Genomic DNA, 24,897 nt, shown 5'->3' on the forward strand with positions numbered 1-24,897 from the left:
CTCACCCCAACAGCTCGATGACCGCGCGCTCGGCCGCCGCCGACGTCCGCGGCACCCCGATGGTGCGACCCCGCTCCCACAGGTCGAACAGCCGGGGGTCGATGTAGGACGCGCGGCAGACCGCCGGGGTGTTGCCCAGCTCGTCCGCGACGGCGCGCACGACGGCGGACATCGCGCGCTTGCGGCCCGCTGCCGACGTCGGGGGCGGGCCAGCCGCGCCGAGCTCGCGTGCCGCCATGACGGTGGCGTGCCACGTGCGGAAGTCCTTGGCCGTGGCGTCCTCGCCCAGCTGGGACTTCACGTAGGCGACGATGTCCACGCTCGTGACGTCGTGCCACTCGCCGCGGGCCCCCTCACGCCACACCAGGAGACGGTCGCCACCGGAGCGGCGGCGCTTCAGGCGGGTGAGGATCGGCACGACCTGCTCGTCCTCGATCGCGTAGTCGCGGATCTGCCCGGACTTCGCCGGATACCGGAAGTGCGCGGAGCCGTCGGCACGCACGCGGACGTGCTCGCGCAGCAGCGTGGCCAGGCCGTAGCTGCCGTTGGTCTTGGTGTACGTCTCGGAGCCTGCACGAAAGTAGCCGAGGTCGAGAAGGCGGAACGCCACGGCCAGCACCTGCTCACGCCCGAGGTCCGGTGCCTCCTCGAGCGTCTGGGCCACGCGTCGTCGGGCCGTGGGCAGGGCGCGGGCGACGGCGAGGACGTGCTCGTGCTTGGCGCGGTCCCGGCGCTCGCGCCAGGCCGGGTGGTACAGGTACTGGAGGCGACCGGCGTCGTCCACCCCGGTCGCCTGGATGTGACCGTTCGGGTACGGGCAGATCCACACGTCGCGCCAGGCGGGCGGGATCACGAGGTGCGTGCACCGCTCGACCTCCTCGGGCTCGGTGAGGAGCGCTCCGTCGGCGTCGACGAACCGGAGCTCGCCGTCGCGCTCGACCCTGCCGAGCCCGGGGCGAGACGGGTCGGCGCGGCGCAGTCGTGGCATGCAGGAAGTGTCACCCACGGTGTGCGGGCGCGCAGGTCGAGGCGGGGATACCGTCGACGCACGACGAGAGTCGACACACGACGAGAGGAGATTCCATGCGCCTGCAGGCGACGGTGGGCGAGCTGGTCGCGCTTGCGGAGGCCGGTGGCCCGCTGCCGGAGCTCGTGCGGTCCGTCCGCGCGGCCGACGGCGTCGTGCACGTCGAGCTCGACCCGACCCTGATCCCGGACGCGCCCAGCCTGCTGCGCTGGGCGGCGGCCGCAGCCGGGACGGTGTCGGTTGCCGTGCGCGTCGAGGGGCTGCGCGGGGGAGAGGCGGTGCTCGACGTCGAGGCGCACGTCCGTGGCCTGCCCGCGCACAAGCTGCTGCCCTACCTGATCGGGCCGGTGCGCTCGGCGCTGCGTGCGCGTGGCCTGCCCGAGCACCTCGTGGATGTGCGCCGGGAGGAGGCCGGCCCGCGCGTCGTCGTCGCCGTCCAGGAGGCGCTGAACCTCAAGACGACAGGCATCCACCTGGCGGCGCTCACCCTCCAGGACGACACCCTCCAGGCCACTGTCACCCTGACCCCGCCGCTGACCTTCTGACAACCGTGAGTGCATGATTTTGGCGGTGTTTTTTGGCGATGACACCGCCAAAATCATGCACTCAGCGGGAGGGGGAGAGAGGGGGGGAGTCAGGGGATACGGAGCATGCCCTCCTGCGCGATCGAGGCGACCAGGGTGCCGTCCTGGGCGAAGACACGTGCGCTCCCGAGGCCGCGGCCGCCCTGCGCGCTCGGCGACGACTGCACGTACAGCAGCCACTCGTCCACGCGGGCGTCGCGGTGCCACCACATCGCGTGGTCGAGGCTCGCGATCGACATCCCCTTGAGTGCCCACGACAGCCCGCCGCGGCGCAGCACGGGCTCGAGCATCAGCTGGTCGCACGCGTACGCCATCAGCGCGCGGTGCGTGAGCTGGTCGTCGGCCACCGGGCCCCGGGCGCGCATCCACACCATCTGCCGGTCGGTGCGCTCCGACGCCGGGGCGAGGTAGAGCGGCTCCTCGACGTGCCGGATGTCGAACGCCGCCTGGCTCGTCCAGAACTTCGCGACCGGGTGGTCCATCGCGGAGAACTTCTCGACGGCGGAGTCGACCGTCATCGGGTCCGGCGCCTGGGGCATCTCCTGCGACTCCTCGATCCCGCCCTGCGGCTCCTGGAACGACGCCGTCATGGACAGGATCGGCTTGCCGAACTGCAGCGCGTGCGTGCGCCGGGCGGAGAAGGACCGGCCGTCGCGCAGCCGCTCGACCTGGAACTCGATGGGCTCCTCAAGGTCGCCGGGGCGCAGGAAGTAGCCGTGCAGCGAGTGCGGGGTGCGGGTGGGGTCGACGGTCCGTCCCGCCGCGAGCAGGGTCTGGGCGAGGACCTGACCGCCGTACACGCGGCCGTTGAGCTGCGGCAGGGAGCGACCGCGGAAGCTGTTCTCCCCGGTCTGCTCGAGCTGGAGCACGTCGAGGAGCCCGGCGAGCGGGGCAGACATCTCGGGGGTGGTTCCGGTCACGGTGGCCTCAGTCCTCGAAGGTGTTGAGCAGGGAGTGGGCGGCGCGCTCGAGGTAGTCGAGCAGCGTGGACTCGTGCAGGGGCGACAGCCCCAGGGAGCCGACGGCGGCGCGCATGTGAGCGAGCCAGCGGTCGCGCGCGTCGGGGTTGACCTTGTAGGGCGCGTGCCGCATCCGCAGCCGCGGGTGGCCGCGGGTGTCCGAGTACGTCGTCGGGCCGCCCCAGTACTGCTCGAGGAACAGCACGAGGCGCTCCTTGGCGGGCCCGAGGTCCTCCTCGGGGTACATGGGCCGCAGCACCTCGTCGTGGGCGACGCCCGCATAGAACGCGTCGACCAGGCGGACGAACGTCTCGTGGCCCCCGACGGCGGCGAAGAAGGAGGACTCGGTCACGCCGCGATTCTGCCACGCCGGCTCCCGGGGCCACCTGCGAGGGCGCCCGGAGCGAGGGTGCGTCCCGTCACAGACCGAGGGCGTCCAGCTGCGGGAGGCGGGCACGGACGGCGGCGCGGGCGTCGTGCGCGCTCGACGCAGCCAGGGCGATCCGGGCCACGGTGCGGCACTCCTCGAGGGTGACCGCGCCCAGGGCGGCGGCAACGTCGGGCAGCGCCCGCGGGGCCATCGACAGCGAGGAGACACCGAGCCCCACGAGCACGGTCGCCAGCGCCGTGTGCGAGGCCGCCTCGCCGCAGACCCCGACGGGCCGTCCCTGCTGGGCCCCTCCCGCGCACGTGCTCGCGATCAGCTGCAGGACGGCCGGCTGCCACGGGTCCGACAGGTGCGCGAGCGAGCCGAGCAGACGGTCCGCGGCCATGGCGTACTGGGTGAGGTCGTTGGTGCCGATCGAGGCGAAGTGCGCGTGCGCGAGGATCTGCCCGGACAGCAGCGCGGCGCTCGGGACCTCGACCATGACCCCGGGCTCCGCGAGGCCGTGCCGGTGGCACGCGGCCACAAAGTCCTCGGCCTCGTCGACGGTGGCGACCATGGGCGCCATCACCCACACGGTGGCGTCCTCGGCGGCGGAGGCCTCGGCGATCGCCGCCAGCTGCTCGTCGAGCAGCTCAGGCCAGCGCGCCGACGTGCGCAGCCCGCGCAGGCCCAGCGCGGGGTTCTCCTCGTATCCCATGGACAGGAACGGCAGTGGCTTGTCTGCCCCCGAGTCGAGGGTGCGGATCACGACCTTGCGCCCGGGGAAGGCGGCGAACACCTGGCGGTAGGCGTCGACCTGCTCGGCGCGCGAGGGGGCCTGCTCGCGGCCGAGGAAGCAGAACTCGGACCGGAACAGGCCGACGCCCTCGGCGCCGACCTCCGCGGCGAGGAGCGCCTGCTCGGGGTTGGCGACGTTGGCCAGCAGCTGCACCGGGTGGCCGTCCGAGGTGCGCCCGGGACCTGTCAGGACCCGGGGGCGCGCCGTCGCGGCGCGCGCGGCGGCGAGCTCGGCGGCGTCGGGCTCGATCGTCACGAGGCCCGTGGACCCGTTCACGAGCACCTGGGTGCCCTCGGCCAGCAGGGCGGACGCGCCCTGGGCGGCGACGACGGCGGGGATGCCGAGCGCGTTCGCGACGATCGCCGTGTGGGACGTGGGCCCGGCGCCGTCCGTGACGACGGCGAGCACGCGGGCCGGGTCGAGGGCCGCGGTGGTCGACGGCGCCAGGTCGAGCGCGACGAGGACGAACGGCTCGCTGTGCTCGGGGACGCCCGGCGCTGGCCGACCGGTCAGGGCAGCGATCACGCGGTCGCGGATGTCCTCGATGTCGCCCACGCGCTCGGCGAAGTGCCCGCCGAGCGCGAGGAACTGCCGGCTGACCTCGGCCGCGGCCTCCCAGACCGCGCGCTCGGGGACGAGGTGCTCGGTCTGGACGCGGCGCTGGGCGTCGGCGCTCAGGGTGGGGTCGGCCGCGATGGTCGCGGCGGCGGCCAGCACGTCCGCGGTGTCCCCGCTCGCGGCCGCGGCTGCACGTTCGAGGTCGGCGGTGACCTGTGCGGCGGCCGCGGGGATCCGGCGCGCCTCGGCGTCGTGGTCGTGGCTCGGGTGGAGGCGCACGCCCGCGGGTGGTTCCGAGACGGGGTCGGGCAGGTGGACGACAGGGCCAGCGACGAGTCCGGCGCTGACCCCGATCCCTGACACGTGGCGCTGGGATGGGCTCACCGGTCTAGGCTAGGACATCAGCCCTGCGTCACCCGCAGGGACAGCCCTTCGAGGTGTCGCGCGTCCGTCCCGACGGAGCCCGGCGGCCCGGCGCAGAACGTGGGAGAGCAGTTGATGAGCAAGGCAGAGCAGATCCTCGCCGCCCTCGGCGGAGGCGCGAACGTCGTCGACCTCGAGCCGTGCATCACCCGCCTGCGGGTGGAGGTCACCGACCCGGAGCAGGTCAGCGACGACCAGCTCAAGGAGAGCGGCGCGTTCGGCGTCGTGCGCTCCGGCCGGGTCATCCAGGTCATCGTGGGTCCGGAGGCCGACAACCTCGCGGCCGAGCTCGAGGGCATGCGCTGAGCACGACGCTCGAGGTGCGGGCGCCGTTCCGCGGCGTCGTGCTGCCCCTCGCGGCGGTGCCTGACCCGGTGTTCGCCGGAGAGATGGTCGGGCCCGGCCTGGCCCTGCGCCCCGAGCCCGGCGTGCACGTGGTCTGTGCACCCGTCGCCGGGGTCGTCGCGTCGCTCTTCCCGCACGCGTGCGCGATCAGCGCGCCCGGTGACCGGACGGTCGTGCTACACCTGGGCATCGACACAGTCGGGCTCAAGGGCGTCGGCTTCGAGACGATCGTGGCGGTGGGCGACGTCGTCGACACCGGCGCCGTGCTGCTGCGGTGGGACACCGCGCCGACGCTCGCCGCGGGGCTGTCCACCGTGAGCCCGGTCGTCGCGCTCCAGGCGGAGGCGGGCATCAGGCTCGTGGCCGAGCCCGACGACGTCGTCGCACCCGGCGACCTTCTGCTCACCTGGGCGTAGGGCGTAGGGCGTAGGGCGTTGCGCGTAGGGCCCGACGCCGCTCAGAGCTGAGACTCGCCGCTCACGTCCGCCTCGACGACGGTGCGGGACGCGTCTTCGTCGTCGGCTTCGCCGCCCTTCGCCGCGCCCGTGCTGGCACCCGACGAGGTCTTGTCGACCACCGTCATGCGCGTCCCGCCGACGAGCGGGATGCCCGCGGCGGTAAGCGACTCGAGCGCGGCGGCGCGCAGCTCGCGGGCGACCTCGAACTGGTCGCCGCTGGGGGTGCGGACGATGATGCGGAAGAGCATCGAGTCCTGGGCGAGGTCCTCGATGCCGGACACGAACGGCTCGTTGAGTAGCAGCGGTCCGAGCTCCGGGTCGGACTGGACCTTCGCGGTGGCCTGGGCGAGCAGCGACTGCACCTGGCGCGGGTCCTCGTCGTAGCCCACGCGGAGCTCGACGAACGCGCGGCCCCAGCCTTGGGTGCGGTTCGCGACGCGCAGGATCTCCCCGTTGCGCAGGTACCAGAGCGCCCCCTCGAAGTCGCGGACCTTGGTGACGCGCAGGGCGACCTCCTCGACCTCGCCGACGACGTCACCGAAGTCCACGAGGTCGCCGACGCCGTACTGGTCCTCGAACAGCATGAACGCGCCCGAGAGGAAGTCTTTGACGAGGCTCTGTGCGCCGAAGCCGAGGGCGACGCCCGCGACGCCGGCCGACGCGAGGAGCGGGGCGAGGTTGACGTCGAGCTCGGCGAGGACCAGGAGAGCCACGAGGCTGCCGATGACGATGTTGGCCGTGGACCGCAGCACGCTGCCCAGCGTCCGGGCGCGGTTCGCGCGGCGCTGCGTGGACAGGGCGTCCGCCGGGGTGCCGCGCAGCCGGTCGGGCAGGACGTTGCCCTCGGCGAGGCGCCCGGTCACCAGGCGGATGGCGCGGCGGAGCAGCGCGAGCAGGAGTGTGCCCACGACGAGGATGACGAGGATCCGCAGGGGCGCCCCGACCGCCCAGTCCATCAGCGAGTCGTTCTTCTCACCTGGCTCCCGCTCGACGACGTCGAGGAAGCCCTCCGTCGTGCTCGTCGGCGACGGTTCTGGGTCGGCGTAGGGCAGGCGGGAGAGCACGGCGTAGACGGGTGACAGCATCTGGCCAGGGTAGGCGGAGGGGCCGACGTCGTGCAGTTCCGGTCCGCCGTAGCGGTTGCTCCCAGAGGCTCGTGCAACAAGCGCCATGAAACATTTCTGCAACTTTCAGCCGACGCTGGTCCCTTTGGCCCGGTGTGTCGGGACGTCATCTGCAAAGATCGGCATGTGGATGCACCGGTTGAGATGAGCGAGTCCCTGCTGCGCCTGGCCCGTGAGAGCGGCGTCGGCACCGAGTACTGGGCCTTCGACGGCTCTGAGCAGCGCGTCGAAGGGGGGACCCTGGTCGCGGTCCTCGGCGCGCTCGGGATCGACGCGACCTCCCCCGAGCGCATCGAGGTCGCGCTGCGGCACCTCGAGGACGAGCCGTGGCGCGAGCCCCTGCCGCCCACCGTCATCGTCCGCCAGGGCAACGACGTGCAGTTCCCCGTCCACGTCTGGGACGGGGAGAGCGTCGAGGTCTGGCTCGAGCTCGACCCCGAGGCCGGGGGTGGCCGCCGCGAGCTCGAGCAGCGCGACGTCTACGTACCCCCGCGCCAGGTCGACGGGCGGATGATCGGCCGCGCGACCTTCGCCGTGCCCACCGACCTCCCGCTCGGCTGGCACGAGCTGCGCTCGCGGTCCGCCGACGGCGACCACCAGGCGACCCTCGTCGTCGTGCCCCAGCGCCTCGAGATCCCCGCGTCGCTGCAGCGCGACCGCGCGTGGGGCCTCATGGCCCAGCTGTACTCCGTGCGCTCGCGGCGGTCCTGGGGCGTGGGCGACCTCGCGGACCTGGCCGACGTCGCGTGGCTCAGCGCCCACGACCTCGGCGCCGACTTCCTCCTGATCAACCCGCTGCACGCCGCCGAGTCGTGCTCGCCCATGACGCCCTCGCCCTACCTGCCGACGTCGCGTCGGTTCGTGAACCCGCTGTACGTGCGCCCCGAGGACATCGACGAGACCGCCTACCTGTCCGCCGCCGACCGCGCGCTGGTCGAGTGGTCCGCGCAAGAGGTCCGCCCCCTCAACACCAGTGCGGGGCCCATCGACCGCGACGCCGCGTGGGACGCCAAGAAGCAGGCGCTCGAGATCATCTTCGCGGCTCCGCGCACCGCCGCACGCGAGGCGTCGTTCCGGGCCTTTCGCGCTGCCGAGGGCAAGGGCCTCGAGGACTTCGCACTCTGGAGCGCCATCAAGGAGGTCCACCCCGAGGAGGACTGGCCTGCGGAGCTCCTCGACGTCGCCGGCCCGGCGGTCGCCGCGCTGCGCAAGAAGCTCGCGGACCGCATCGAGTTCTTCTGCTGGCTGCAGTGGGTCGCCGACACGCAGCTCGCCGCAGCCCAGCGCGGCGCGCTCGAGGGCGGCATGTCGCTCGGGATCATGCACGACCTCGCCGTGGGCGTGCACCCGGTGGGCGCGGACGCCTGGGCCCTGCGTTCGGTGCTCGCCACGGGCGCCTCCGTCGGGGCGCCGCCCGACATGTACAACCAGCAGGGGCAGGACTGGTCGCAGCCGCCGTGGCACCCGCGCGCCCTCGGCCGCGCCGGCTACAAGCCGCTGCGTGACATGCTCCGGACCGTGCTCCGCCACGCCGGGGCCATCCGGATCGACCACATCATCGGGCTGTTCCGGCTGTGGTGGATCCCGGAGGGCCACGGCGCCCAGGAGGGCGCCTACGTCCGGTACGACCACGAGGCGATCATCGGGATCCTCTGCCTCGAGGCGCACCGCAGCGGCGCCGTCGTGATCGGCGAGGACCTCGGCACGTTCGAGGGCTGGGTCCGGGACTACCTCACGGACCGCGGCATCCTCGGCACGTCGATCCTGTGGTTCGAGAAGGACCACGAGGGCCGCGCGCTCGCGCCCGAGCACTACCGGCGCATGTCGTTGACGTCGGTCACCACCCACGACCTCCCGCCCACCGCGGGCTACCTCGCCGGCGAGCACGTGGAGCTGCGCGAGAGCCTCGGGCTCCTGCAGGCCCCCGTGCAGGTGGTCCGCAACGAGGCGCGGGCGGAGCGCGACGACATGGTGCGGCTCCTCGCGACCCGCGGGCTGATCGGGGACGACCCGTCGGAGCGCGAGCTGGTCGAGGCGCTGCACGCGCTCATCAAGGAGACCCCGGCGCTCCTGCTGGGGGTGTCCCTCGCAGACGCCGTGGGGGAGCGCCGGGCGCAGAACCAGCCGGGTACCGACACCGAGTACCCGAACTGGAAGGTGCCGCTCGCGGACTCCGCGGGGAACGTCGTCCTGATCGACGACCTCTTCGACAACGCGCGGCTCCGCTCCCTCGCGGCGGTCTTCCAGCGCTGACTCCGCCCGGCACGGCCCTCGCCGCGTCGCAGGTGGCAGCGAGCACAGTCCTGAACGGCTCCACCGGTCAGGAGTGTGCTGGCTGCGCTCTCCGTCGCTGACGGGAATGGGGTGCGCGCGCCGGACGTTGGAACGGTTCCGCCGTCTCAGGAGGTCTCGTGCCCGCTGCACAGCACGCTCCCACGCCCACCCATGCATCGCCGGATCTGACCGAGGAGCTCGACCGCCAGATCCAGGTCCTGGTCGACCTCGGGTACCCGGCGCTGCTCGACCGGACCGAGCGCCAGCTGCGAGATGCCCTCGAGCCCCTGCGCGACGTCGTCGCACGGCTGCGGCCCGATCCAGCGTCCGCCGCCGACCCGGACGACCACGTGCCCTTCGTCGTCGTCCTTGACGGGCTCGAACTCGCTGCGGCCGCCAGCCGTATGAGTCTCGCCGGCCGGCCGGCCCGGCTCATGCTCACGCCCGAGGAGATTCCGCAGTACGTCCCGCTCGACGTCGTGCGCGTGCCTGTCGGCGTGCCGCTCGGCTCCTCGGGCGCGACGCCGGGGCCCCGGGCCTACCTGCTGTCCGACGTGGACACCGGCTCGGAGTTCTGCGACGTCACGCCGGAGACCGCGCTGACCCAGATCGTGGCGCGCGGACGCACCCCCCTGACCATCGCCGAGGGGGTGGCGCTCGTGACGCAGCGCCCCGACAAGCTGCGCAAGAACCGCTGCTTCTCGCTCGCGGGGTCGCGCCGCGGGGACCAGCGGGTGCCGGCGATCTGGATCAGTGAGCGGGCGCCCAAGCTCGGCTGGTGCTGGGACCGCAACCCGCACACGTGGCTGGGCACGGCGTCGGCGGGCGCCCGGAGCATCCCGGTCTGACGGCTGAACACCCCGCCCCACCGATCGAGTGCCCGGCAAGCGCGAACGAGTGCCCTGTCTCTTCCGGACTCCGGCGTCCGGACCGGCAGAGACAGGGCACTCGATCGTGGGGTGGTGCGGGTGGCTCAGGCCTGGGCGTCGACCGCCTGGGCCGCCAGGGCGCGCTCGGTGCCCGCGAGGCTCTCGATCACCATGCGGCGCAGCGCCGTCGGGGCGACCTTGGGGGCCCCCTCGGCGTGCTGGTCGAGCCAGGCCTGCGTCGCGTCACGCAGCTCGGCGCTGGCGAGGACCGCCGGGTAGAGGCCCTCGATGAGCTCCTCGGCCATGTGGTACGTCCGGGACTCCCAGATCGGGAACAGGGCGTCCAGGTACGTCGTGACGAACGGCTGCAGGACGGCGGGATCGTGCACGTGCCCGAACCCGGCCGCCGTGGCGCGGATGATCGCGTTCGGGGCGTCGTCGCGAACCACGACGCTGTCCCACGCGGCCTGCTTGCCCTCGAGCGTCGGTACGGCTGCACGCGCGTGCGCGGCGTGCTGCTTGCCCGACGCCGTGTTGTCGCCCGCGAGCTCGGCAGCGATCTCCGCCTCGCCCGCGCGGCCACCCGCGACGAGCGCCGTGAGGAGCTCCCAACGCAGGTCGGTGTCGATGGCCAGGCCCTCGAGCGCGACCGACCCGTCGAACAAGCCCCCGACGGCGTCGAGCTGGCCCGGCGTCGCCGCGACCTGCGCGAGGAACTTCACGAACTGGAACTGCTCGTCCGAGCCGGGCTCGGCGCTCTGCGCCAACGCCCAGAGTCCGTCGCCGACCGCGGTGAGCATCTGCTCGCGGCGCTCTGGGGCGACGTAGCTGCGCGCGGCGAGCAGGAGCTGGCCGAGCGTGGTGCGGATGGTCGTCGACTCGGTCTCCGAGGCGATGTTGTTGAGCACCAGGCGCACGTACTCGCTCGCCGGGACCTCCGCGTCTCGCGTCGCGTCCCACAGCGAGCCCCACACGAGGGAGCGGGCCAGCGGGTCGGCGATCTCGGCGAGGTGCTCGACGGCCGTGGCGCGCGAGACCTCGTCGAGGCGGATCTTCGCGTAGGCGAGGTCCTCGTCGTTGAGGAGCACGAGGTCGGGGCGCGTGGTCCCGACGAGCTCGGGCACCTCGGTGCGCTCGCCGTCGACGTCGAGCTCGACGCGGTGCGTGCGGGTCAGGCCGTCCTCGCCGAGGGTGTAGTAGCCGATCGCGAGGCGGTGCGGGCGGATCGTCGGGTAGTCCGCGGCCGCGGTCTGCAGGACGGCGAACGAGGTGAACACCCCGGCGTCGTCGACCTCGATCTCGGGACGCAGGGTGTTCACGCCCGCGGTCTCGAGCCACAGCTTTGACCATTCGCCCAGGTCGCGCCCGGAGGCGGCCTCGAGCTCGGCGAGGAGGTCCTTGAGCTCGGTGTTGCCGAACGCGTGCTTGGCGAAGTACGCCGCGACGCCGGCCATGAACGACTCGAGGCCCACCCACGCGACGAGCTGCTTGAGCACCGAGCCGCCCTTGGCGTACGTAATGCCGTCGAAGTTGACCTGGACGTCCTCGAGGTCGTTGATCGTCGCGACGATCGGGTGCGTGGAGGGCAGCTGGTCCTGGCGGTACGCCCAGGCCTTCTCCATCGCGGCGAACGTCGTCCATGCCTGCTTCCACTCGGTGGCCTCGGCCGTCGCGAGCGTCGAGGCCCACTCGGCGAAGGACTCGTTGAGCCACAGGTCGTTCCACCACTTCATCGTGACGAGGTCGCCGAACCACATGTGCGCGAGCTCGTGCAGGATCGTCACAACACGACGCTCCTTGACGGCGTCGGTCACCTTGGAGCGGAACACGTACGTCTCGGTGAACGTCACGCAGCCGGCGTTCTCCATCGCGCCCATGTTGTACTCGGGCACGAACAGCTGGTCGTACTTGGTGAACGGGTACGGGTACTGGAAGTGCTTCTCGTAGAACTCGAAGCCCTCGCGGGTCTTGGCGAAGATGTAGTCGGCGTCCAGGTGCTCGGCGAGCGACGCGCGGCAGAACACGCCCAGGGGGATCACGCGGCCGTCGGCGCTGGTCAGCTCGCTGCGCTCGACGACGTACGGCCCCGCCACGAGCGCGGTGATGTACGACGAGATGACGGGCGTGGGGTCGAACGCGTACGTCAGGCGACCCTCGCCGGCGGGCCTGGGCTCCGGCGTCGGCTCGTTGGACACGACCTGCCAGCCCTCGGGGGCGGTGACCGTGAAGGCGAACGTCGCCTTGAGGTCGGGCTGCTCGAATACCGCGAACACGCGGCGGGAGTCCGGGACCTCGAACTGGGTGTACAGGTAGACCTCGTCGTCGACCGGGTCGACGAACCGGTGCAGGCCCTCGCCCGTGTTCGTGTAGGCGCAGTCGGCGACGACGCGCAGCTCGTTCTCGGCGGCGAGGTCGTCGAGCTGGATGCGGGAGTCGGCGAACACAGCCGCGACGTCGAGGCTGCGTCCGTTGAGCACGACCTCGTGCACGACGGGGGCGACCAGGTCGATGAACGTGCTCGAGCCGGGCGTGGCGGTGAAGCGGACGACCGAGGTCGAGGCGAAGGTGGTGGGCCCCGTGGTCAGGTCGAGGGCGATCTCGTAGGACTGCGTGGCGACGGTGGTCGCGCGCTGCGTCGCCTCGTCGCGGGTCAGGTTCTCTGCGGGCACTGCTGCTCCTTGTGATGGCGCGGTTCCGGGTCGTGCGTGCTGCTCGGTCGATCTTGTCACGGCGCACCCACACTCCCGCCAGCTTTTGGGCCGCGGGAATAGCGGACGCCCTTCGGGCGCTACGCACAGCAGTGCAGCGTCAGCCCTTCGACCCGAGGAGTCCCATGTCCGAGCAGGCCACCACCCCCGTCGCCGACTTCTGGTTCGACCCGATGTGCCCCTGGGCGTGGATGACGTCGCGCTGGATGACGGAGGTCGAGCAGGTGCGGGACGTGACCGTCCGCTGGCACGTCATGAGCCTGGCGGTGCTCAACGAGGACAAGGACATCCCCGAGGACTACCGGGCGATGCTGGCCGACGGGTGGGGCCCGGTGCGCGTAATCGTCGCGGCGGCGCGCGAGCACGGCGACGACGTCGTGAAGCCGCTGTACGACGCGATCGGTACCCGCTTCCACCCGGACGGGCGCAGCGACCGGCGTGAGGTCGTCGCCGAGGCCCTGGCGGAGGTCGGGCTGCCGGCCGCGTTGCTGGAGCGCTACGACAACGCGGCCGACGACATCGATGCGGCCTTGCGCGCCTCGCACGCCGAGGGCATCGCGCTCGTGGGCGAGGACGTCGGCACGCCCGTCGTCGCCTTCGAGGGCCGGGCGTTCTTCGGTCCCGTGCTCAGCCCGGCACCCAAGGGCGAGGCCGCCGGCCGGCTCTGGGACGGGGCGCTGCTGCTCGCTGAGTTCGACGGCTTCTACGAGCTCAAGCGCACCCGGACCGTGGGCCCGATCTTCGACTGACGCTCTGCGGAGGCGCGCCCGGTGCCCGGTCCGCGCTAGCGTGGGACGAGCATCCCCGACGCGTGTGGAGACTGATCGATGAGCTATGCCGGTGCACCGCCGCCGCCCCCGGGCCCTCCAGGACCCGGTGGTGCGGGCGCGCGACGTCGCCTGAGCCCGGGCCTGCTGGCTTTCCTGATCGTCGACGTGGTCCTGGTGATCGCCGTCGTGATCGCCGCGGTGGTCATCCTCGGTGGTGACGACGGCGAGCCGACGGCGAACCCCACGACCACGTCCAGCGCGCCTGTGTCGCCGGACGCCACCGAGGCGCCCGCGCCCGAGCCCAGCGAGCCGACGACGACGGAGCCCGGCACCGAGACCACCTCGCCCGACGAGGGTCCCACCGAGGAGCCGACGCTGTTCGCCTCGCCGAGCGGCAACATCACCTGCGCGATCTCCGCGGAGGGGGCGCGCTGCGGCATCGCCCAGCTCGCCTCGAAGCCGGCGTCGATCGACACGTGCGACGGCTCCGTGGGCTACGTGTACATCGTGACCGAGGCGGGCGTCGAGGTCCCGTGCGTCGCGAAGGGCGACCGGCCCAAGACGGCCGAGGGCGGCACGACGGTCCTCGACTACGGCAAGGAGGCCACCGGGTTCGGCTTCACGTGCGAGTCGGCCGAGGATGGCGTCACGTGCCGCAACGACGCCTCGGGACGCGGTTTCCAGCTCGCCCGCGCCGGAGGTCAGGTGTTCTGACCGGCACGCCGGCCCACGCCAGCGGAACAGACAGACAGCCAGACCGACAGCCAGACAGACACAGAACGCCCCGGCCGATCCCGGCCGGGGCGTTCTGCTGCGTCGGCGCTGGCTACCAGATGCGTACGCGCTCGGCGGGCTCGAGGTACAGCGCGTCCCCGGGCTGCACGTCGTACGCGGCGTAGAACTCGTCGAGGTTGCGCACCACGCCGTTGCAGCGGAACTCTGCGGGGGAGTGCGGGTCGATCGCGAGCAGGCGGATCGCCTCGGCCTCGCGGGCCTTGGTGCGCCACACCTGCGCCCAGCCGAGCAGCACGCGCTGCACGCCGGTCAGCCCGTCGACGACGGGAGCGTCGTCGAGGTCGGTGCCGAGCGCGATCCGGTACGCCTTGAGCGCGATCGAGAGGCCGCCGAGGTCGCCGATGTTCTCGCCGATCGTCAGAGCGCCGTTGACCTTGTGCTCGGAGTCGAGGCCGAGCGGGGTGAACGCATCGTACTGGTCGATCAGGGCGGCCGTGCGCTTCTCGAACTCGGCGCGGTCCTGCTCGGTCCACCAGTCCTCGAGGCGGCCGGCGCCGTCGTACTTGGACCCCTGGTCGTCGAAACCGTGGCCGATCTCGTGGCCGATCACCGAGCCGATGCCGCCGTAGTTCACGGCGTCCTCGGCCTCGGGGTCGAAGAACGGCGGCTGCAGGATCGCCGCGGGGAAGACGATCTCGTTCATGCCCGGGTTGTAGTAGGCGTTGACCGTCTGCGGCGTCATGTACCACTCGTCGCGGTCGATCGGCTTGCCGACCTTGTTCAGCTCGTGGTCGAGGTCGAACGAGTTCGACCGGCGCACGTTGCCGAGCAGGTCGTCGGCCTGGACCTCGAGCGCGGAGTAGTCGCGCCACTTGACCGGGTAGCCGATCTTGGGCACGAACGCGTCGAGCTTGGCGAGCGCCTTGACCTTGGTGTCCTCACCCATCCAGTCGAGGCCGGTGATCGACTCGCGGTAGGCCTCGATGAGGTTCGCGACGAGCTCTTCCATCTTGGCCTTGTGACCGGCGGGGAAGTGGCGGCCGACGTACTCCTGGCCGACCGCCTCGCCGAGCGCGCCCTCGACCAGCGCGACGCCGCGCTTCCAACGGTCGCGGATCTCCTGGGCACCGGTCAGCGTCCGGCCGTAGAAGTCGAAGTTCGCCTCGACGAGCTCGCTGTGCAGGTACGGGGCGCGGGCGGAGACGGCGTGGTAGGCCATCCACAGCTTCCAGTCTTCGAGCGGCTCGGTGGTCCACAGCTCGGCGAAGCCCTGGGTGTAGCTCGGCTCGCGGACGACGATCTGCGTGAACGCGGCCTCGGGCACGCGCAGCGCGACGGACCAGGCGTTCCAGTCGAAGCCCGGGGCGCTCGAGGCGAGCTCGGCGAGCGTCGTCGGGTTGTACGTGAGGTTCGCGTCGCGGTCGCGCACCACGTCCCAGTGGTGCCCCGCGAGCTTCGTCTCGAGCGCCATCACGCGCCCGGCGGCCGCGGTGGCGGCGTCCTCGGCGACGACGCCGGCGAGGGTGAGCATGCGCGCGATGTGCGCCGTGTAGGCGGCGCGGATCTCGGCGAAGTGCTCCTCGCGGTAGTACGACTCGTCCGGCAGGCCCAGGCCGCCCTGGTAGAGGTACACGACGTAGCGCTCCGGGTCGTGCGCGTCGTTGTCGACGTAGAAGCCGACGGCGCCGGCCGCGCCGGTGCGCTGCAGGGCGCCGAGCGACCCGGTGAGCTCCTCCTGCGACGTCGCGGAGCGGATCAGGGCGAGGTCGGGCTCGAGCGGGGCGGCGCCGAGGGCGTCGATGGTCTCGACGTCCATGAAGCTGGCGTACATGGCACCCACCTTGGCGAGCGTCCCGCTGGGGTCGCCGTCGGCCGCGCCGGTGATGATGTCGCGCACCTGCTCCTCGGCGCGGTCCGCGAGCGTGCGGAACGCTCCGTCGCGGGCGCGGTCGGCGGGGATCTCGTACGTCGACAGCCAGCGGCCGTTCACGTGGCGGTAGAGGTCGTCCTGGGGGCGCGTGGCCGGGTCGAGCGCGTCGGTGTCGATGCCCGATCGGGGCGCACCCGCCTCGGCGGTGAGGTTCTCAGTCGTCATCTACCTACCCTATGCGCCGGGCGAAGGTCGCCGTCAGGGTGTCGTCGCTGAGCGTGAGCCGGAGCGGAGCGCCGGAGGACGTCGGGATGATGGCCCCGTCCTCGGTGTGCGTGGCAGTCCCGAGAGCGTCGAGGTAGCCGACGAGCGCCGCGCGGTCGATGGCCAGGGCCTGCGGCTTGCCCACGGTGATCAGGTCGCCGTCCACGGCGCCGGGTGGGAACGCGACCCTGACGGCGTGGTCTCCCTGGCTGACCCTCGCTGTCTCGGCGACGAGCTCGTAGACCTCCTCGTCGGCCCTGGGCGCCACCGTGTAGCGGGTGCCCGCGTGCACCGCTGCGAACGTGTCGCCCGCGATCCTCCCACCGGGGTATGCCGCCTGGAGCTGCGCGAGGAGCTGGTCGCGAGGAGCGTCGGTGCGAAAGGTGTAGACGACGCCGTCGAAGGAGAGCCGCTCGTGGCGGAGCTCAGCGGTGAAGTCGGAGGCGGACTCGGAGATCCCGCCGGACGACCTGATCATCTCGTGCCGCTCGCCTATCCCAGCCATCCGCGCGGCGACGGTCGTGCCGCCAGCCACCCCGACGAGGCTCGCCGCGAGCAGCCCGACCGCGAGGCGACGGCGCGGACGCCACAGGACCGCTGCAGCGACGCCGAGCACGAGCGCGATGACGACGATCCCGAGCAGCGTGACGAGCCGCGGTAGCTCCATCGGTCGTGCCCCCTGTCGTCGGGCTGATCCTGGCGGATCGCGAGCGGCACGGTCAATAGCCCGAGGCCAGCGGGAGCGTCGCTCGATGCGGCATGATGGCCCCATGCGCGTTCACCTTGCCTCCGACCACGCCGGATATGCCCTCAAGAGCCACCTCCTGACCCACCTCACGGCCGCGGGACACGACGTCGTGGACCACGGTGCGTTCGAGTACGACGCAGAGGACGACTACCCCGCCTTCTGCTTCGCCGCGGGCGAGGCCGTGGTGGCGGAGCCGGGTTCGCTCGGCATCGTGATCGGCGGGTCGGGCAACGGTGAGCAGATCGCCGCGAACAAGGTCGCCGGCGTGCGGGCCGCGCTCGCGTGGAGCGTCGAGACCGCGAAGCTCGGCCGCCAGCACAACGACGCGAACGTCATCGCGATCGGGGAGCGCCAGCACTCGCTCGAGGAGGCCACGACGTTCGTCGACGCGTTCCTCGCGGAGCCGTTCAGCGGCGCGGACCGCCACCAGCGGCGCATCGACCAGCTCGCGGCGTACGAGTCCGCGCGCTGAGCCTTCGCCCATGCCTGAGGGCCACACCGTCCACCGCCTCGCGCGGACCTTCGCTGAGCTGTTCGGCGGGCAGACGCTGTCCGTGACGAGCCCGCAGGGCCGGTTCGCAGCGGGCGCCGCACTGCTCGACGGGCGCACGCTCGCCGACGCCGAGGCGTGGGGCAAGCAGATGTTCCTGCGGTTCGAGGGCCCCGACCCGGCATGGCTGCGCGTGCACCTCGGGCTCTACGGCGCGTGGACCTTCGCCGGTGACGGCAGCGCCGACGTCGCGCACGCGATCGGCGCCCCCCGCAAGCGTGTGGGGGAGGGCGAGAAGACTCTCCCCGCGCTCGTGGTGGCTGAGGAGGGCGGGCCCGACGCCGACCAGCCCGACGCGGCCGGCGGCGGCTCGTCGGGCGACTTCGTGCCGCCCCCGCCGCGCGGTCAGGTGCGGGTGCGGATCGCGAGCACGCACGCCGTCGCGGACCTCACCGGTCCCACGGCGTGCGAGGTGATCGGCGACGACGAGCGGGCGGCGGCGCTCGCCAAGCTGGGCCCCGATCCCATCCGGGCCGGTACAGCGTCACCGAAGGAGGCGGCCGGGCTTGAGGACCGGTTCGTGGCTCGCGTGCAGCGCTCGCGGACAGCCGTCGGGGTGCAGCTCATGGACCAGGGCGTGTCCGCCGGCGTCGGGAACATCTACCGCGCCGAGGCCCTGTACCGCGCGCGCCTCGACCCCGCCCGTCCGGGAGCGACGGTGCCGGCGGAGGACCTGCGCGGGCTGTGGCGCGACCTCGTCGCGCTGATGACCGACGGCGTCGCGCGGGGCGCGATCGTCTCGACGCTGCCCGAGCACCGCGGCCTGGGGCACGAGCGGGGTCTGCACCGGCCGAGCGCACGGCCGGGCCGCGTGCGGCAGAACACCGACGCGGAGCCGGACGCCGTGCCGTCCGAGGAGGCGTTCTACGTCTACCACCGCGACGGTCTGGCCTGCCGGGTCTGCGGGACGACGGTGCTCGTGCGCGAGGTGGCCGGGCGCAACCTGTTCTGGTGCCCCGGGTGTCAGCGCTGAGCGCGCCTCAGCTGGCGTCGTGCTGCGCGAGCCACGCCAGCGCGCCCCGCGCGGCCGCGACGCCCGTGCTGAAGGACGCCTGCAGCAGGTAGCCGCCCGTGGGTGCCTCCCAGTCGAGCATCTCACCCGCGACGAACGTGCCCGGGCGCGCGTACAGCATCAGGGCGTCGTCGACGTCTGACCACGCGACCCCACCGGCCGTGGAGATGGCGCGGTCGATCGGCCTGGTCGTGGTGACCGTGACGGGCACGGCCTTGATCAGCGCAGCGGCCGCGGCGGGCTCCTGGGTGATCGCGCCGCCGCTCGCCTCGCGCAGCAGCGCGGCGCCCACGGGGTCGAGCCCGACGGTGCGGCGCAGCCACGTAGAGGTGGAGTCCTTGGGGCGGCGGCGGCGGGCCAGCCGGTCGGTGAGGTGCTCGATGCTGAGGTCCGGCCGCAGGTCGACCTCGAGGACGCACGGCGGCGGGCCGTCGAGTGCGTCTCGGATCGCCGCGCCGATCGCGTAGACCGGGCCACCCTCGATCCCGTGCCGCGTGATCATCGCGTCCCCGCGGCCCACGAACCCGTGCTGGCCGCGGACGGTGACGGCGACGTTCTTCAGCGGCGTCCCGGCGAACCGGTCGGCGAAGACCTCGGACCACGATGCCTCGACCCCGACGTTCGCGGCGCGCAGGGGCGCGACGCGCACGCCGTGCTCACGGAACGCCTCGACCCAGCCGCCGTCGGAGCCCAGCCGCGGCCACGACGCGCCCCCGAGCGCGAAGACCGCGACGTCGCTGCGCGTCGTGGTCTCGACGCCGTCGGAGCCGGCGAACCGCAGCTCGCCGGGCTGGTCGGTCCAGGCCGTCCAGCGGCGCCGGGTCTCGATGCGCACCCCGAGCTCGTCGAGGCGGGCGAGCCAGGCGCGGACGAGCGGCGTCGCCCGGAACGCGACGGGGAAGACGCGCCCGCTCGACCCGACGAAGGTCTCCTGGCCCAGGCCCGCGCACCAGTGACGCAATGCCGCCGCGTCGAATGCCGTGAGCATCGGCGCCAGCCGGTCCGCGGACGTGCCGTAGCGCGTGAGCATGCGCGTGAGGGGCTCGGAGTGCGTGATGTTCAGGCCCCCGCGGCCGGCGAGGAGGAACTTCCGGCAGACGGCGTTGGTGTGCTCGTAAACGGTGACCGTGACGCCCGCGCGGGCGAGCTCCTCGGCGGCGATCAGCCCGGCGGGTCCGCCGCCGACGATGCTCGCGGTTCTCATCGACCGGGCCGGACGACGTCGGCGGGGAGGAGGAGCATCTCCCGAAGATAGCCGAGCGCCGGCGCCGCCCGGGCCACCGGGCGCGGGCGACACCGTCGAGGCTAGAAGATGAAGCTCGAGACCGGCTGGACGGGCCACGCGAACGCGGCCGACGCCGTCGCGAGGGACCCCGTCGTGTGCTCGGTGACCAGACCCGCCAGAGCGAGGGACGCGAGCGTCGTGCCGCCCAGGTAGGCCGCGGCGAGCTCTCGGACGTCGAGCGACAGGTCAGCGGCGTCGTCGGTGCGCTCGACCGACGGCGCGGCGAACGCCTGGGCGCGCACGCGGTAGCTCCCGGTGTTCTCCGGCAGGCGCGCATCCTCGACCCGGACCACGACGTCGACGTCCGCCGCGTAACGCCGCTGCGCCAGGGCGGAGGGAACGTCGACCAGGCGGACCCAGACGTTGTCGGCGCCCTTCGTCCGCGCGGCCCGCGGGTCGACGAGCAGCGACAGGATCGCGTCGTCGGGGGCCACGACGAAGGTCGCGACCTCGCTCGTGAGGTCCAGGTCGAGCAGCACGGACCACAGTGCGTGGGCCGCGGCGGCGTCGAGCGCGACGATCTCGCTCAGGTGCACGGTTCCGCGGGGACCCTCGTCCTCCCAGCGCACCTCGCGCCGGAACGTCGCGTAGCCGCGGGCCTCCCCGTTGCGCTCGACGACGACGATCCGCCGGGTCTCCTTGCCGCCCCGGAACGGGGGCAGGTCCTCGAGGTGGCGACGGCGCATCTCGGGGGTGTCGCGGGTCGCCCACCCGGGGCGGTTGAGCAGCGCGCCGTGCGGGGCCCCGACGCCGAGGGGCCGGCGGCCCGCCTCCCGGTGCAGGGAGTCGACCAGCTCGAGGTGGTTCTCGGCGGTGAGCTCCTCGAGGCGCGCGCTGTGCTCGGTGGACCCGGTGACGGGACGGAGCTTCGCGCCGCGGGGGATCGTCAGGCGCACGTCGTGGGCGGCGAGGCCGTAGCCGAACCGGCCGTAGATCGCTGCCTCCGCGGCGAACAGCGCGGAGATCGCTTCGCCGCGCTCCCGGCACTGCGCGAGGTGGTGGTCGATCATCGCGCTCAGGATCCCGCGGCGGCGGTGCGCCGGGTGCACGCCCACCCACGTCAGGCCGCTCACGCGCGTCTCGGCGCCGGGGACGTTGAAGTGCTCGAACGGGTAGGAGCCGTGCATCGCGACGAGCTCCGTCGTCGGGAGCGCGCCGTCGAGCGGGACGGCCGACTCGTCGGGCTCGTCCCGCACGACGCCGACGAACCGGTCCCACGGCAGCTCGAGGGGCAGCTTCTCCTGCGTCTCGAGGTCGACCCCGCTGGGGAACGCCCACAGGTCCAGCTGGATCACGGCGCGCTTGTCGTCGGCGGACAGGGGACGGAGGCGGTAGCCGTCGGGGAGGGTCATAGATGCCACAGTGGCAGGCCGCCCGCGTCCGTGACCAGGGTTTTCCTGCGACCGGGTAGGTTGCCCGCCATGGACGAGGAGTATGTGGAGGCGGTGCTGGACGTCGTCGAGCAGATCCCCGCCGGCCGGGTCATGACGTACGGGGACATCGCCGAGGTCGTCGGCCGCGTGCTCGAGCGCGGCGGCCCGCGACAGGTGGGGACCGCACTGCGCGACGCCGGGGGAGCAGTGCCGTGGTGGCGCGTGGTGAATGCCCAGGGGCTGCCGCCGGTGCACAAGCGGCAGACGGCGCTCGACCGGCTCCGGGCTGAGGGGACGACGATCACCGCCGCCGGGCGGGTGGCTCCGGGGTGCCGGTGGAGGTCCGGCGAATAATGCCGTGACAGCCGTCCCGGGACGCGGGAACATAAACGTGCCTCCCCCTGTTGGAGAGGATGCAGGTCAGATGCAGGTCATGAACCGGGCAGCTCCGCTGCCCACCCGCCGCGCCGGAGAGATCCCGCGGCTCACCTGCTCGCGTTGCTCTCCCGTCCCGTGCCGCACGGGAGAGGCAGTACGTATCGGCATGTGTTGCCCGGGTCCGTTGGCCCGGAACAGCCCATGGCCGAGGGCACCACGGTGACGGCCCCGAACAGCTCGGGGCGGTTCAACGACCGGGATGATGACAACCGCCGGTCCGGGCACCGTGGGGCGGCACCTTCGTGGCGTCGGGCGTCCCCGCCATCGGTAGGGGCGCCCGACGCGGCGGTAGCATCGGCGGATGCTCTCCCTCCCTCGCGCCGCGGTCCTGCTCGGCGCGGTCGCGCTCGGTGTCGGCGGCTGCGCGTCGCCGGCGGAAGAGCCACCGCCAGTGGCAACCCCCGGGGCGACCTCACCCGGCGCGGACGACCTCGCACCCGGCTGGGACGAGTCCCCGGACAGCGCGGAGCCGACACCTGATGCTGCGCTCGACGCCAGCCAGCTCGCAGACATCGTGCGCCTGCCCGCATCCGGGGCCGTGACGGACGAGTCCTGTGCACCCGACGACGTCGCCGTCACCCTCACGTTCACGGACGCCGCGCTCGGGCACCGGTTCGGGGTGCTCGCCGTCGAGAACGCGTCTGCGGAGGCCTGCACGGTCGAGGGCTACCCGGGCCTGGGGGCCCGCGGTGCCTGGGGCTCGACGTTCCTTCTCGACGTCGAGCACCGCGACCCGATCCACGCCGATGCCGAGCCGACGACCGTGACGGTGGCGCCTGGCGAGCGCGCCCAGGCCAACGTCGAGTGGACGGGCGAGCTCGCAGGGGCAGCGTCGGAGCCGGTGTCGCTCCTCGTCGTCCAGCTCGCCACCGGCCAGGAGGCTCTCGGCCATGCCGTCTCGATGGACGGTCCGCCGGGTGAGCCGGACACCGGCATCGACATCGGGATGCTCACGACCGTGCGGGTCGGGCCGTTCTCTGCGGCGCCTGAGGTCCCGGACGCGAGCGACTCACCGGGGGTCTGACGCCCCGAGCACGCGCTCCGCGAACCGCGCCCCGATCCGCGCGTGCCCCGCCGTGTCGGGGTGCAGGGCATCGGGGAGCGGCACCTCGGCGAAGTCCGCCTCCCCGTAGAGCTCGAGCCCGTCGAGGTACGTCAGGTGCGGGTCGTCCGCCGAGCGCTGGGCGACGATCCGCGCGAGCTCGTCGCGGATGACCCGCAGCGTGAGCTTGCCCGCGGCGCGCTCGGACGGGTCGCCGGTCGCGCGGAACTGCATCCGGCCCTCAGCGAGTGCCGCCATGTCGAAGGCGCCAGGCCCGGGGGTGTCCTCGTGGATCGGGCAGAAGATCGGTGAGACGACGACGAGCGGCGTCTCGGGGTGCCCATCGCGGATCGTGTCGAGGAACCCGTGCACCGCCGGCCCGAAGGCCCGCAGGCGCATGACGTCGGCGTTGACGAGGTTGATGCCGATCTTCACGGAGATGAGGTCGGCTGGCATGTCGCGGATGACTCGCGCGACGAACGGGTCCAGCATCGCGCTGCCCCCGAAGCCGAGGTTCACGAGCTCGACGCCACCTGTGGCCGCGGCCAGCGCCGGCCAGGTCGCCGACGGGCTGGTCGCGTTCGAGCCGTGGCTGATCGAGCTGCCGTGCTGCACCCACACGCGCCTGCCCGCGCGCACGAGGGGAGCCACCGTGGCGTCCGTCCGCAGCTCGACGAGCTCGGTCGTCTCGTTGTGCGGCAGCCAGAGCTCGACGTCCTTCTCCCGCGCCTCGAGCCCGTCGAAGCGGATCGTGCCCGGCTCACCGGGGCGGACGTCAGGCACGCCGGTCGCCATGTCGATCGCGACGCTCGTGCCGCCGACGACGCTCGCCTGGGCGGTCAGCCGACCGTCGACGACGAGGTCGTAGACGCCGTCGGGCCGGGCCGGCGCGCCCACGTAGGAGTAGCGCGTCGGGTGGGCGTCCAGCTCGATCACCGTGGCCGCCGTGCGGAACGCGAGGCGCACCCCCGCCGGCTGGGACTCGACCATCGACAGCTGGGCGTCAGCGCCCTGCGCGCGCGCCCAGGCGGGCAGCCGGTGCGGCTGCACCCCGCGGACGGTGGGCTCGAGCTCGAGGGCGCCGCGGACGACGTCGGCGGTCAGGGGCGTGCGGATCCAGTGGTGCATGGGGGACACAGGTCGAACCTCCGGCTGGGGGAGCCCGCGCGGCGGGTCGTCACCCAGCCTGCGCCAGGAGCGGGCTCGACGCCAAGGCCAATAGTGTTGCCTGGTCGGCCTGCAGGACCATGGTCGTGACCGCCGTCTGCTCCCACGCGGCCATGCCCCGGGCGACGTCGTCGAGCGTGCCGACGAGCGCGACGTCCTGGACGAGCTCGGTCGGGATCGCCCGGGCGGCATCCTCCTTGCGGCCCTCGAGATAGAGGCGCTGGACGTCGTCGCACACCTCGCGGTAGCCCAGGCGGGCGACGGCCTCGAGGTGGAAGTTCGCGCCCTTGGCGCCCATGCCGCCGATGTACAGCGCGAAGAACGGCCGGACAGCGTCGGCGGCCTCCTCGACGTCGTCGCGCACCACCACCGGCACGGTCGCCGAGATCTCGAACTGGTCCCGGGGCAGGCGCTCGTCCGAGCGCTTCGCGAAGCCGTCCTCGAGCAAGCCGCAGAACTCGCTGTCGAGGCGCGGCGCGTAGAACATCGGCAGCCAGCCGTCCGCGATCTCCGCGGACAGCGCGATGTTCTTCGGGCCCTCGGCGGCGAGGTGGATTGGCAGGTCGCGACGCAGCGGATGCACCGTGGGGCGCAGGGCACGGCCCAGGCCCATCGGCGTCGTGTCGCTGCGAACCGCGTCGTCGGGCTCGGCCAGGGGCAGCTGGAAGAAGTCGCCGTCGAACGACACGGGGCGCTCGCGGGCGAACACCTGCCTCACGATGTCGACGTACTCACGCGTGCGCGCCAGCGGGCGGCGGTACGGCTGGCCGTACCAGCCCTCGACGACCTGTGGGCCGGACGCGCCCAGCCCGAGGATGAAGCGGCCGCCGGAGAGGTGGTCGAGGGTGATCGCGGCCATGGCCGTGGCCGTAGGGGTCCGGGCGTACATCTGCGCGACGGCGGTGCCCAGGCGGATCTGATGGGTGCGCGCGCCCCACCAGGCGAGCGGCGTGAACGCGTCAGAGCCGTACGCCTCGGCCGTCCAGACGGAGTCGAGACCGGCCTGGTCCGCCAGGACGACGGCGTCCGCGACGCCGGCCGGGGGCCCCGCGGTCCAGTAGCCGGTGTGAAGGCCGATGCGCATGTGAGCTCCTCGTCGTTGAGGGGCGGCCGGGGCCGCGGGGCCGACGTCGGGCGTCGGAGGGCAA

The 24,897-nt window shown here is 72.9% G+C and carries 23 protein-coding genes; 11 read left to right on the plus strand and 12 right to left on the minus strand.

Annotated elements, in window-relative coordinates; translation table 11 throughout:
* Position 1: 1 nt before the first annotated feature.
* Positions 2-988: a DNA topoisomerase IB gene (locus tag BMZ30_RS03850; RefSeq protein WP_093375189.1), complete on the minus strand. Its 987-nt coding sequence runs from the start codon at positions 986-988 to the stop codon at positions 2-4.
* 95 nt (positions 989-1,083) lie between these two features.
* On the opposite strand from BMZ30_RS03850, the gene BMZ30_RS03855 reads away from it, so the two are divergent.
* A complete protein-coding gene (locus tag BMZ30_RS03855) occupies positions 1,084-1,572 on the plus strand; it encodes a hypothetical protein (protein WP_093375191.1) in 489 nt (162 codons plus the stop codon).
* Positions 1,573-1,661: 89 nt separating this feature from the next.
* On the opposite strand, the gene BMZ30_RS03860 is transcribed toward BMZ30_RS03855, so the two are convergent.
* The 3 genes from BMZ30_RS03860 to ptsP all read right to left on the minus strand — a co-directional run bounded on the left by BMZ30_RS03860 (position 1,662) and on the right by ptsP (position 4,678).
* The gene (locus BMZ30_RS03860; RefSeq protein ID WP_093375751.1) at positions 1,662-2,510 is read right to left on the minus strand and encodes an acyl-CoA thioesterase; all 849 of its coding nucleotides are present in this window, start codon (positions 2,508-2,510) and stop codon (positions 1,662-1,664) included.
* 28 nt (positions 2,511-2,538) lie between these two features.
* Entirely contained in the window at positions 2,539-2,922 is a 384-nt protein-coding gene (locus BMZ30_RS03865; protein WP_093375193.1) for a globin, read from the minus strand.
* A gap of 67 nt (positions 2,923-2,989) precedes the next feature.
* Positions 2,990-4,678, minus strand: a complete 1,689-nt coding sequence (ptsP, locus tag BMZ30_RS03870; RefSeq protein ID WP_093375195.1) for a phosphoenolpyruvate--protein phosphotransferase — start codon at positions 4,676-4,678, stop codon at positions 2,990-2,992.
* 114 nt (positions 4,679-4,792) lie between these two features.
* On the opposite strand from ptsP, the gene BMZ30_RS03875 reads away from it, so the two are divergent.
* Together BMZ30_RS03875 and BMZ30_RS03880 are read left to right on the plus strand one after the other, a co-directional pair.
* Positions 4,793-5,023, plus strand: coding sequence for a PTS sugar transporter subunit IIB (locus BMZ30_RS03875; RefSeq protein WP_093375197.1), 231 nt, complete (start codon positions 4,793-4,795; stop codon positions 5,021-5,023).
* 14 nt (positions 5,024-5,037) lie between these two features.
* Positions 5,038-5,478, plus strand: a complete 441-nt coding sequence (locus BMZ30_RS03880) for a PTS sugar transporter subunit IIA (RefSeq protein ID WP_093375199.1) — start codon at positions 5,038-5,040, stop codon at positions 5,476-5,478.
* Between the two features lie 41 nt (positions 5,479-5,519).
* Here the strand turns inward: BMZ30_RS03880 and BMZ30_RS03885 are convergent, their stop codons facing one another.
* Positions 5,520-6,605 (minus strand): mechanosensitive ion channel family protein, encoded by a 1,086-nt coding sequence (locus BMZ30_RS03885; protein ID WP_177191264.1) that lies wholly within the window; start codon positions 6,603-6,605, stop codon positions 5,520-5,522.
* Positions 6,606-6,788: 183 nt separating this feature from the next.
* Here BMZ30_RS03885 and malQ point away from each other — a divergent pair, with 183 nt between their 5' ends.
* Positions 6,789-8,897 (plus strand): 4-alpha-glucanotransferase, encoded by a 2,109-nt coding sequence (gene malQ, locus BMZ30_RS03890; RefSeq protein ID WP_093375203.1) that lies wholly within the window; start codon positions 6,789-6,791, stop codon positions 8,895-8,897.
* Between the two features lie 158 nt (positions 8,898-9,055).
* Positions 9,056-9,766 (plus strand): DUF5701 family protein, encoded by a 711-nt coding sequence (locus BMZ30_RS03895; RefSeq protein WP_229828264.1) that lies wholly within the window; start codon positions 9,056-9,058, stop codon positions 9,764-9,766.
* 125 nt (positions 9,767-9,891) lie between these two features.
* On the opposite strand, the gene pepN is transcribed toward BMZ30_RS03895, so the two are convergent.
* Positions 9,892-12,456: an aminopeptidase N gene (gene pepN / locus BMZ30_RS03900; RefSeq protein WP_093375205.1), complete on the minus strand. Its 2,565-nt coding sequence runs from the start codon at positions 12,454-12,456 to the stop codon at positions 9,892-9,894.
* A 164-nt stretch (positions 12,457-12,620) separates the two neighbouring features.
* Between pepN and BMZ30_RS03905 the strand changes: the two genes are divergently transcribed.
* Positions 12,621-13,244, plus strand: coding sequence for a mycothiol-dependent nitroreductase Rv2466c family protein (locus BMZ30_RS03905; RefSeq protein ID WP_093375207.1), 624 nt, complete (start codon positions 12,621-12,623; stop codon positions 13,242-13,244).
* Between the two features lie 78 nt (positions 13,245-13,322).
* A complete protein-coding gene (locus tag BMZ30_RS13670; protein ID WP_177191265.1) occupies positions 13,323-13,979 on the plus strand; it encodes a DUF6636 domain-containing protein in 657 nt (218 codons plus the stop codon).
* 112 nt (positions 13,980-14,091) lie between these two features.
* On the opposite strand, the gene BMZ30_RS03915 is transcribed toward BMZ30_RS13670, so the two are convergent.
* Positions 14,092-16,095 (minus strand): M13 family metallopeptidase, encoded by a 2,004-nt coding sequence (locus tag BMZ30_RS03915; protein ID WP_093375211.1) that lies wholly within the window; start codon positions 16,093-16,095, stop codon positions 14,092-14,094.
* A 4-nt stretch (positions 16,096-16,099) separates the two neighbouring features.
* Positions 16,100-16,801: a hypothetical protein gene (locus tag BMZ30_RS03920; protein WP_093375213.1), complete on the minus strand. Its 702-nt coding sequence runs from the start codon at positions 16,799-16,801 to the stop codon at positions 16,100-16,102.
* Positions 16,802-16,904: 103 nt separating this feature from the next.
* Between BMZ30_RS03920 and BMZ30_RS03925 the strand changes: the two genes are divergently transcribed.
* A complete protein-coding gene (locus tag BMZ30_RS03925; protein WP_093375215.1) occupies positions 16,905-17,354 on the plus strand; it encodes a ribose-5-phosphate isomerase in 450 nt (149 codons plus the stop codon).
* Positions 17,355-17,364: 10 nt separating this feature from the next.
* Entirely contained in the window at positions 17,365-18,405 is a 1,041-nt protein-coding gene (locus tag BMZ30_RS03930) for an Fpg/Nei family DNA glycosylase (RefSeq protein WP_093375217.1), read from the plus strand.
* A 7-nt stretch (positions 18,406-18,412) separates the two neighbouring features.
* On the opposite strand, the gene BMZ30_RS03935 is transcribed toward BMZ30_RS03930, so the two are convergent.
* On the minus strand, positions 18,413-19,648 hold the full coding sequence (locus BMZ30_RS03935) for a BaiN/RdsA family NAD(P)/FAD-dependent oxidoreductase (protein WP_093375219.1): 1,236 nt from the start codon (positions 19,646-19,648) through the stop codon (positions 18,413-18,415).
* 101 nt (positions 19,649-19,749) lie between these two features.
* Positions 19,750-21,081 (minus strand): GNAT family N-acetyltransferase, encoded by a 1,332-nt coding sequence (locus BMZ30_RS03940; RefSeq protein WP_093375221.1) that lies wholly within the window; start codon positions 21,079-21,081, stop codon positions 19,750-19,752.
* 69 nt (positions 21,082-21,150) lie between these two features.
* Between BMZ30_RS03940 and BMZ30_RS03945 the strand changes: the two genes are divergently transcribed.
* On the plus strand, positions 21,151-21,456 hold the full coding sequence (locus BMZ30_RS03945; protein WP_093375223.1) for an MGMT family protein: 306 nt from the start codon (positions 21,151-21,153) through the stop codon (positions 21,454-21,456).
* Between the two features lie 385 nt (positions 21,457-21,841).
* Entirely contained in the window at positions 21,842-22,564 is a 723-nt protein-coding gene (locus BMZ30_RS03950) for a DUF4232 domain-containing protein (protein WP_093375225.1), read from the plus strand.
* Here BMZ30_RS03950 and BMZ30_RS03955 read toward each other — a convergent pair.
* Both BMZ30_RS03955 and BMZ30_RS03960 read right to left on the minus strand, forming a co-directional pair.
* Positions 22,550-23,710 (minus strand): GDSL-type esterase/lipase family protein, encoded by a 1,161-nt coding sequence (locus tag BMZ30_RS03955; protein WP_177191281.1) that lies wholly within the window; start codon positions 23,708-23,710, stop codon positions 22,550-22,552. The two genes, BMZ30_RS03950 and BMZ30_RS03955, sit on opposite strands and share 15 nt — an antisense overlap.
* A gap of 49 nt (positions 23,711-23,759) precedes the next feature.
* Positions 23,760-24,833, minus strand: a complete 1,074-nt coding sequence (locus BMZ30_RS03960; protein WP_093375229.1) for an LLM class F420-dependent oxidoreductase — start codon at positions 24,831-24,833, stop codon at positions 23,760-23,762.
* Between the last annotated feature and the right edge of the window lie 64 nt (positions 24,834-24,897).

The sequence above is a fragment of the Flavimobilis marinus genome, from assembly GCF_900113055.1.
Lineage (GTDB): Bacteria > Actinomycetota > Actinomycetes > Actinomycetales > Cellulomonadaceae > Flavimobilis > Flavimobilis marinus.

What these genes read in the sequence shown, in the direction of transcription:
- BMZ30_RS03925 (WP_093375215.1), top strand. Translation starts at nt 16,905, where the DNA reads ATGCGCGTTCACCTTGCCTCCGACCACGCCGGATATGCCCTCAAGAGC.
- malQ (WP_093375203.1), top strand. Translation starts at nt 6,789, where the DNA reads ATGAGCGAGTCCCTGCTGCGCCTGGCCCGTGAGAGCGGCGTCGGCACC.
- BMZ30_RS03920 (WP_093375213.1), bottom strand. Translation starts at nt 16,801, where the DNA reads ATGGAGCTACCGCGGCTCGTCACGCTGCTCGGGATCGTCGTCATCGCG.
- BMZ30_RS03915 (WP_093375211.1), bottom strand. Translation starts at nt 16,095, where the DNA reads ATGACGACTGAGAACCTCACCGCCGAGGCGGGTGCGCCCCGATCGGGC.
- BMZ30_RS03930 (WP_093375217.1), top strand. Translation starts at nt 17,365, where the DNA reads ATGCCTGAGGGCCACACCGTCCACCGCCTCGCGCGGACCTTCGCTGAG.
- BMZ30_RS03875 (WP_093375197.1), top strand. Translation starts at nt 4,793, where the DNA reads ATGAGCAAGGCAGAGCAGATCCTCGCCGCCCTCGGCGGAGGCGCGAAC.
- BMZ30_RS03860 (WP_093375751.1), bottom strand. Translation starts at nt 2,510, where the DNA reads ATGTCTGCCCCGCTCGCCGGGCTCCTCGACGTGCTCCAGCTCGAGCAG.
- BMZ30_RS03940 (WP_093375221.1), bottom strand. Translation starts at nt 21,081, where the DNA reads ATGACCCTCCCCGACGGCTACCGCCTCCGTCCCCTGTCCGCCGACGAC.
- BMZ30_RS13670 (WP_177191265.1), top strand. Translation starts at nt 13,323, where the DNA reads ATGAGCTATGCCGGTGCACCGCCGCCGCCCCCGGGCCCTCCAGGACCC.
- BMZ30_RS03850 (WP_093375189.1), bottom strand. Translation starts at nt 988, where the DNA reads ATGCCACGACTGCGCCGCGCCGACCCGTCTCGCCCCGGGCTCGGCAGG.
- BMZ30_RS03960 (WP_093375229.1), bottom strand. Translation starts at nt 24,833, where the DNA reads ATGCGCATCGGCCTTCACACCGGCTACTGGACCGCGGGGCCCCCGGCC.
- BMZ30_RS03955 (WP_177191281.1), bottom strand. Translation starts at nt 23,710, where the DNA reads ATGCACCACTGGATCCGCACGCCCCTGACCGCCGACGTCGTCCGCGGC.
- BMZ30_RS03885 (WP_177191264.1), bottom strand. Translation starts at nt 6,605, where the DNA reads ATGCTGTCACCCGTCTACGCCGTGCTCTCCCGCCTGCCCTACGCCGAC.
- BMZ30_RS03855 (WP_093375191.1), top strand. Translation starts at nt 1,084, where the DNA reads ATGCGCCTGCAGGCGACGGTGGGCGAGCTGGTCGCGCTTGCGGAGGCC.
- BMZ30_RS03950 (WP_093375225.1), top strand. Translation starts at nt 21,842, where the DNA reads ATGCTCTCCCTCCCTCGCGCCGCGGTCCTGCTCGGCGCGGTCGCGCTC.
- BMZ30_RS03905 (WP_093375207.1), top strand. Translation starts at nt 12,621, where the DNA reads ATGTCCGAGCAGGCCACCACCCCCGTCGCCGACTTCTGGTTCGACCCG.
- BMZ30_RS03945 (WP_093375223.1), top strand. Translation starts at nt 21,151, where the DNA reads ATGGACGAGGAGTATGTGGAGGCGGTGCTGGACGTCGTCGAGCAGATC.
- BMZ30_RS03935 (WP_093375219.1), bottom strand. Translation starts at nt 19,648, where the DNA reads ATGAGAACCGCGAGCATCGTCGGCGGCGGACCCGCCGGGCTGATCGCC.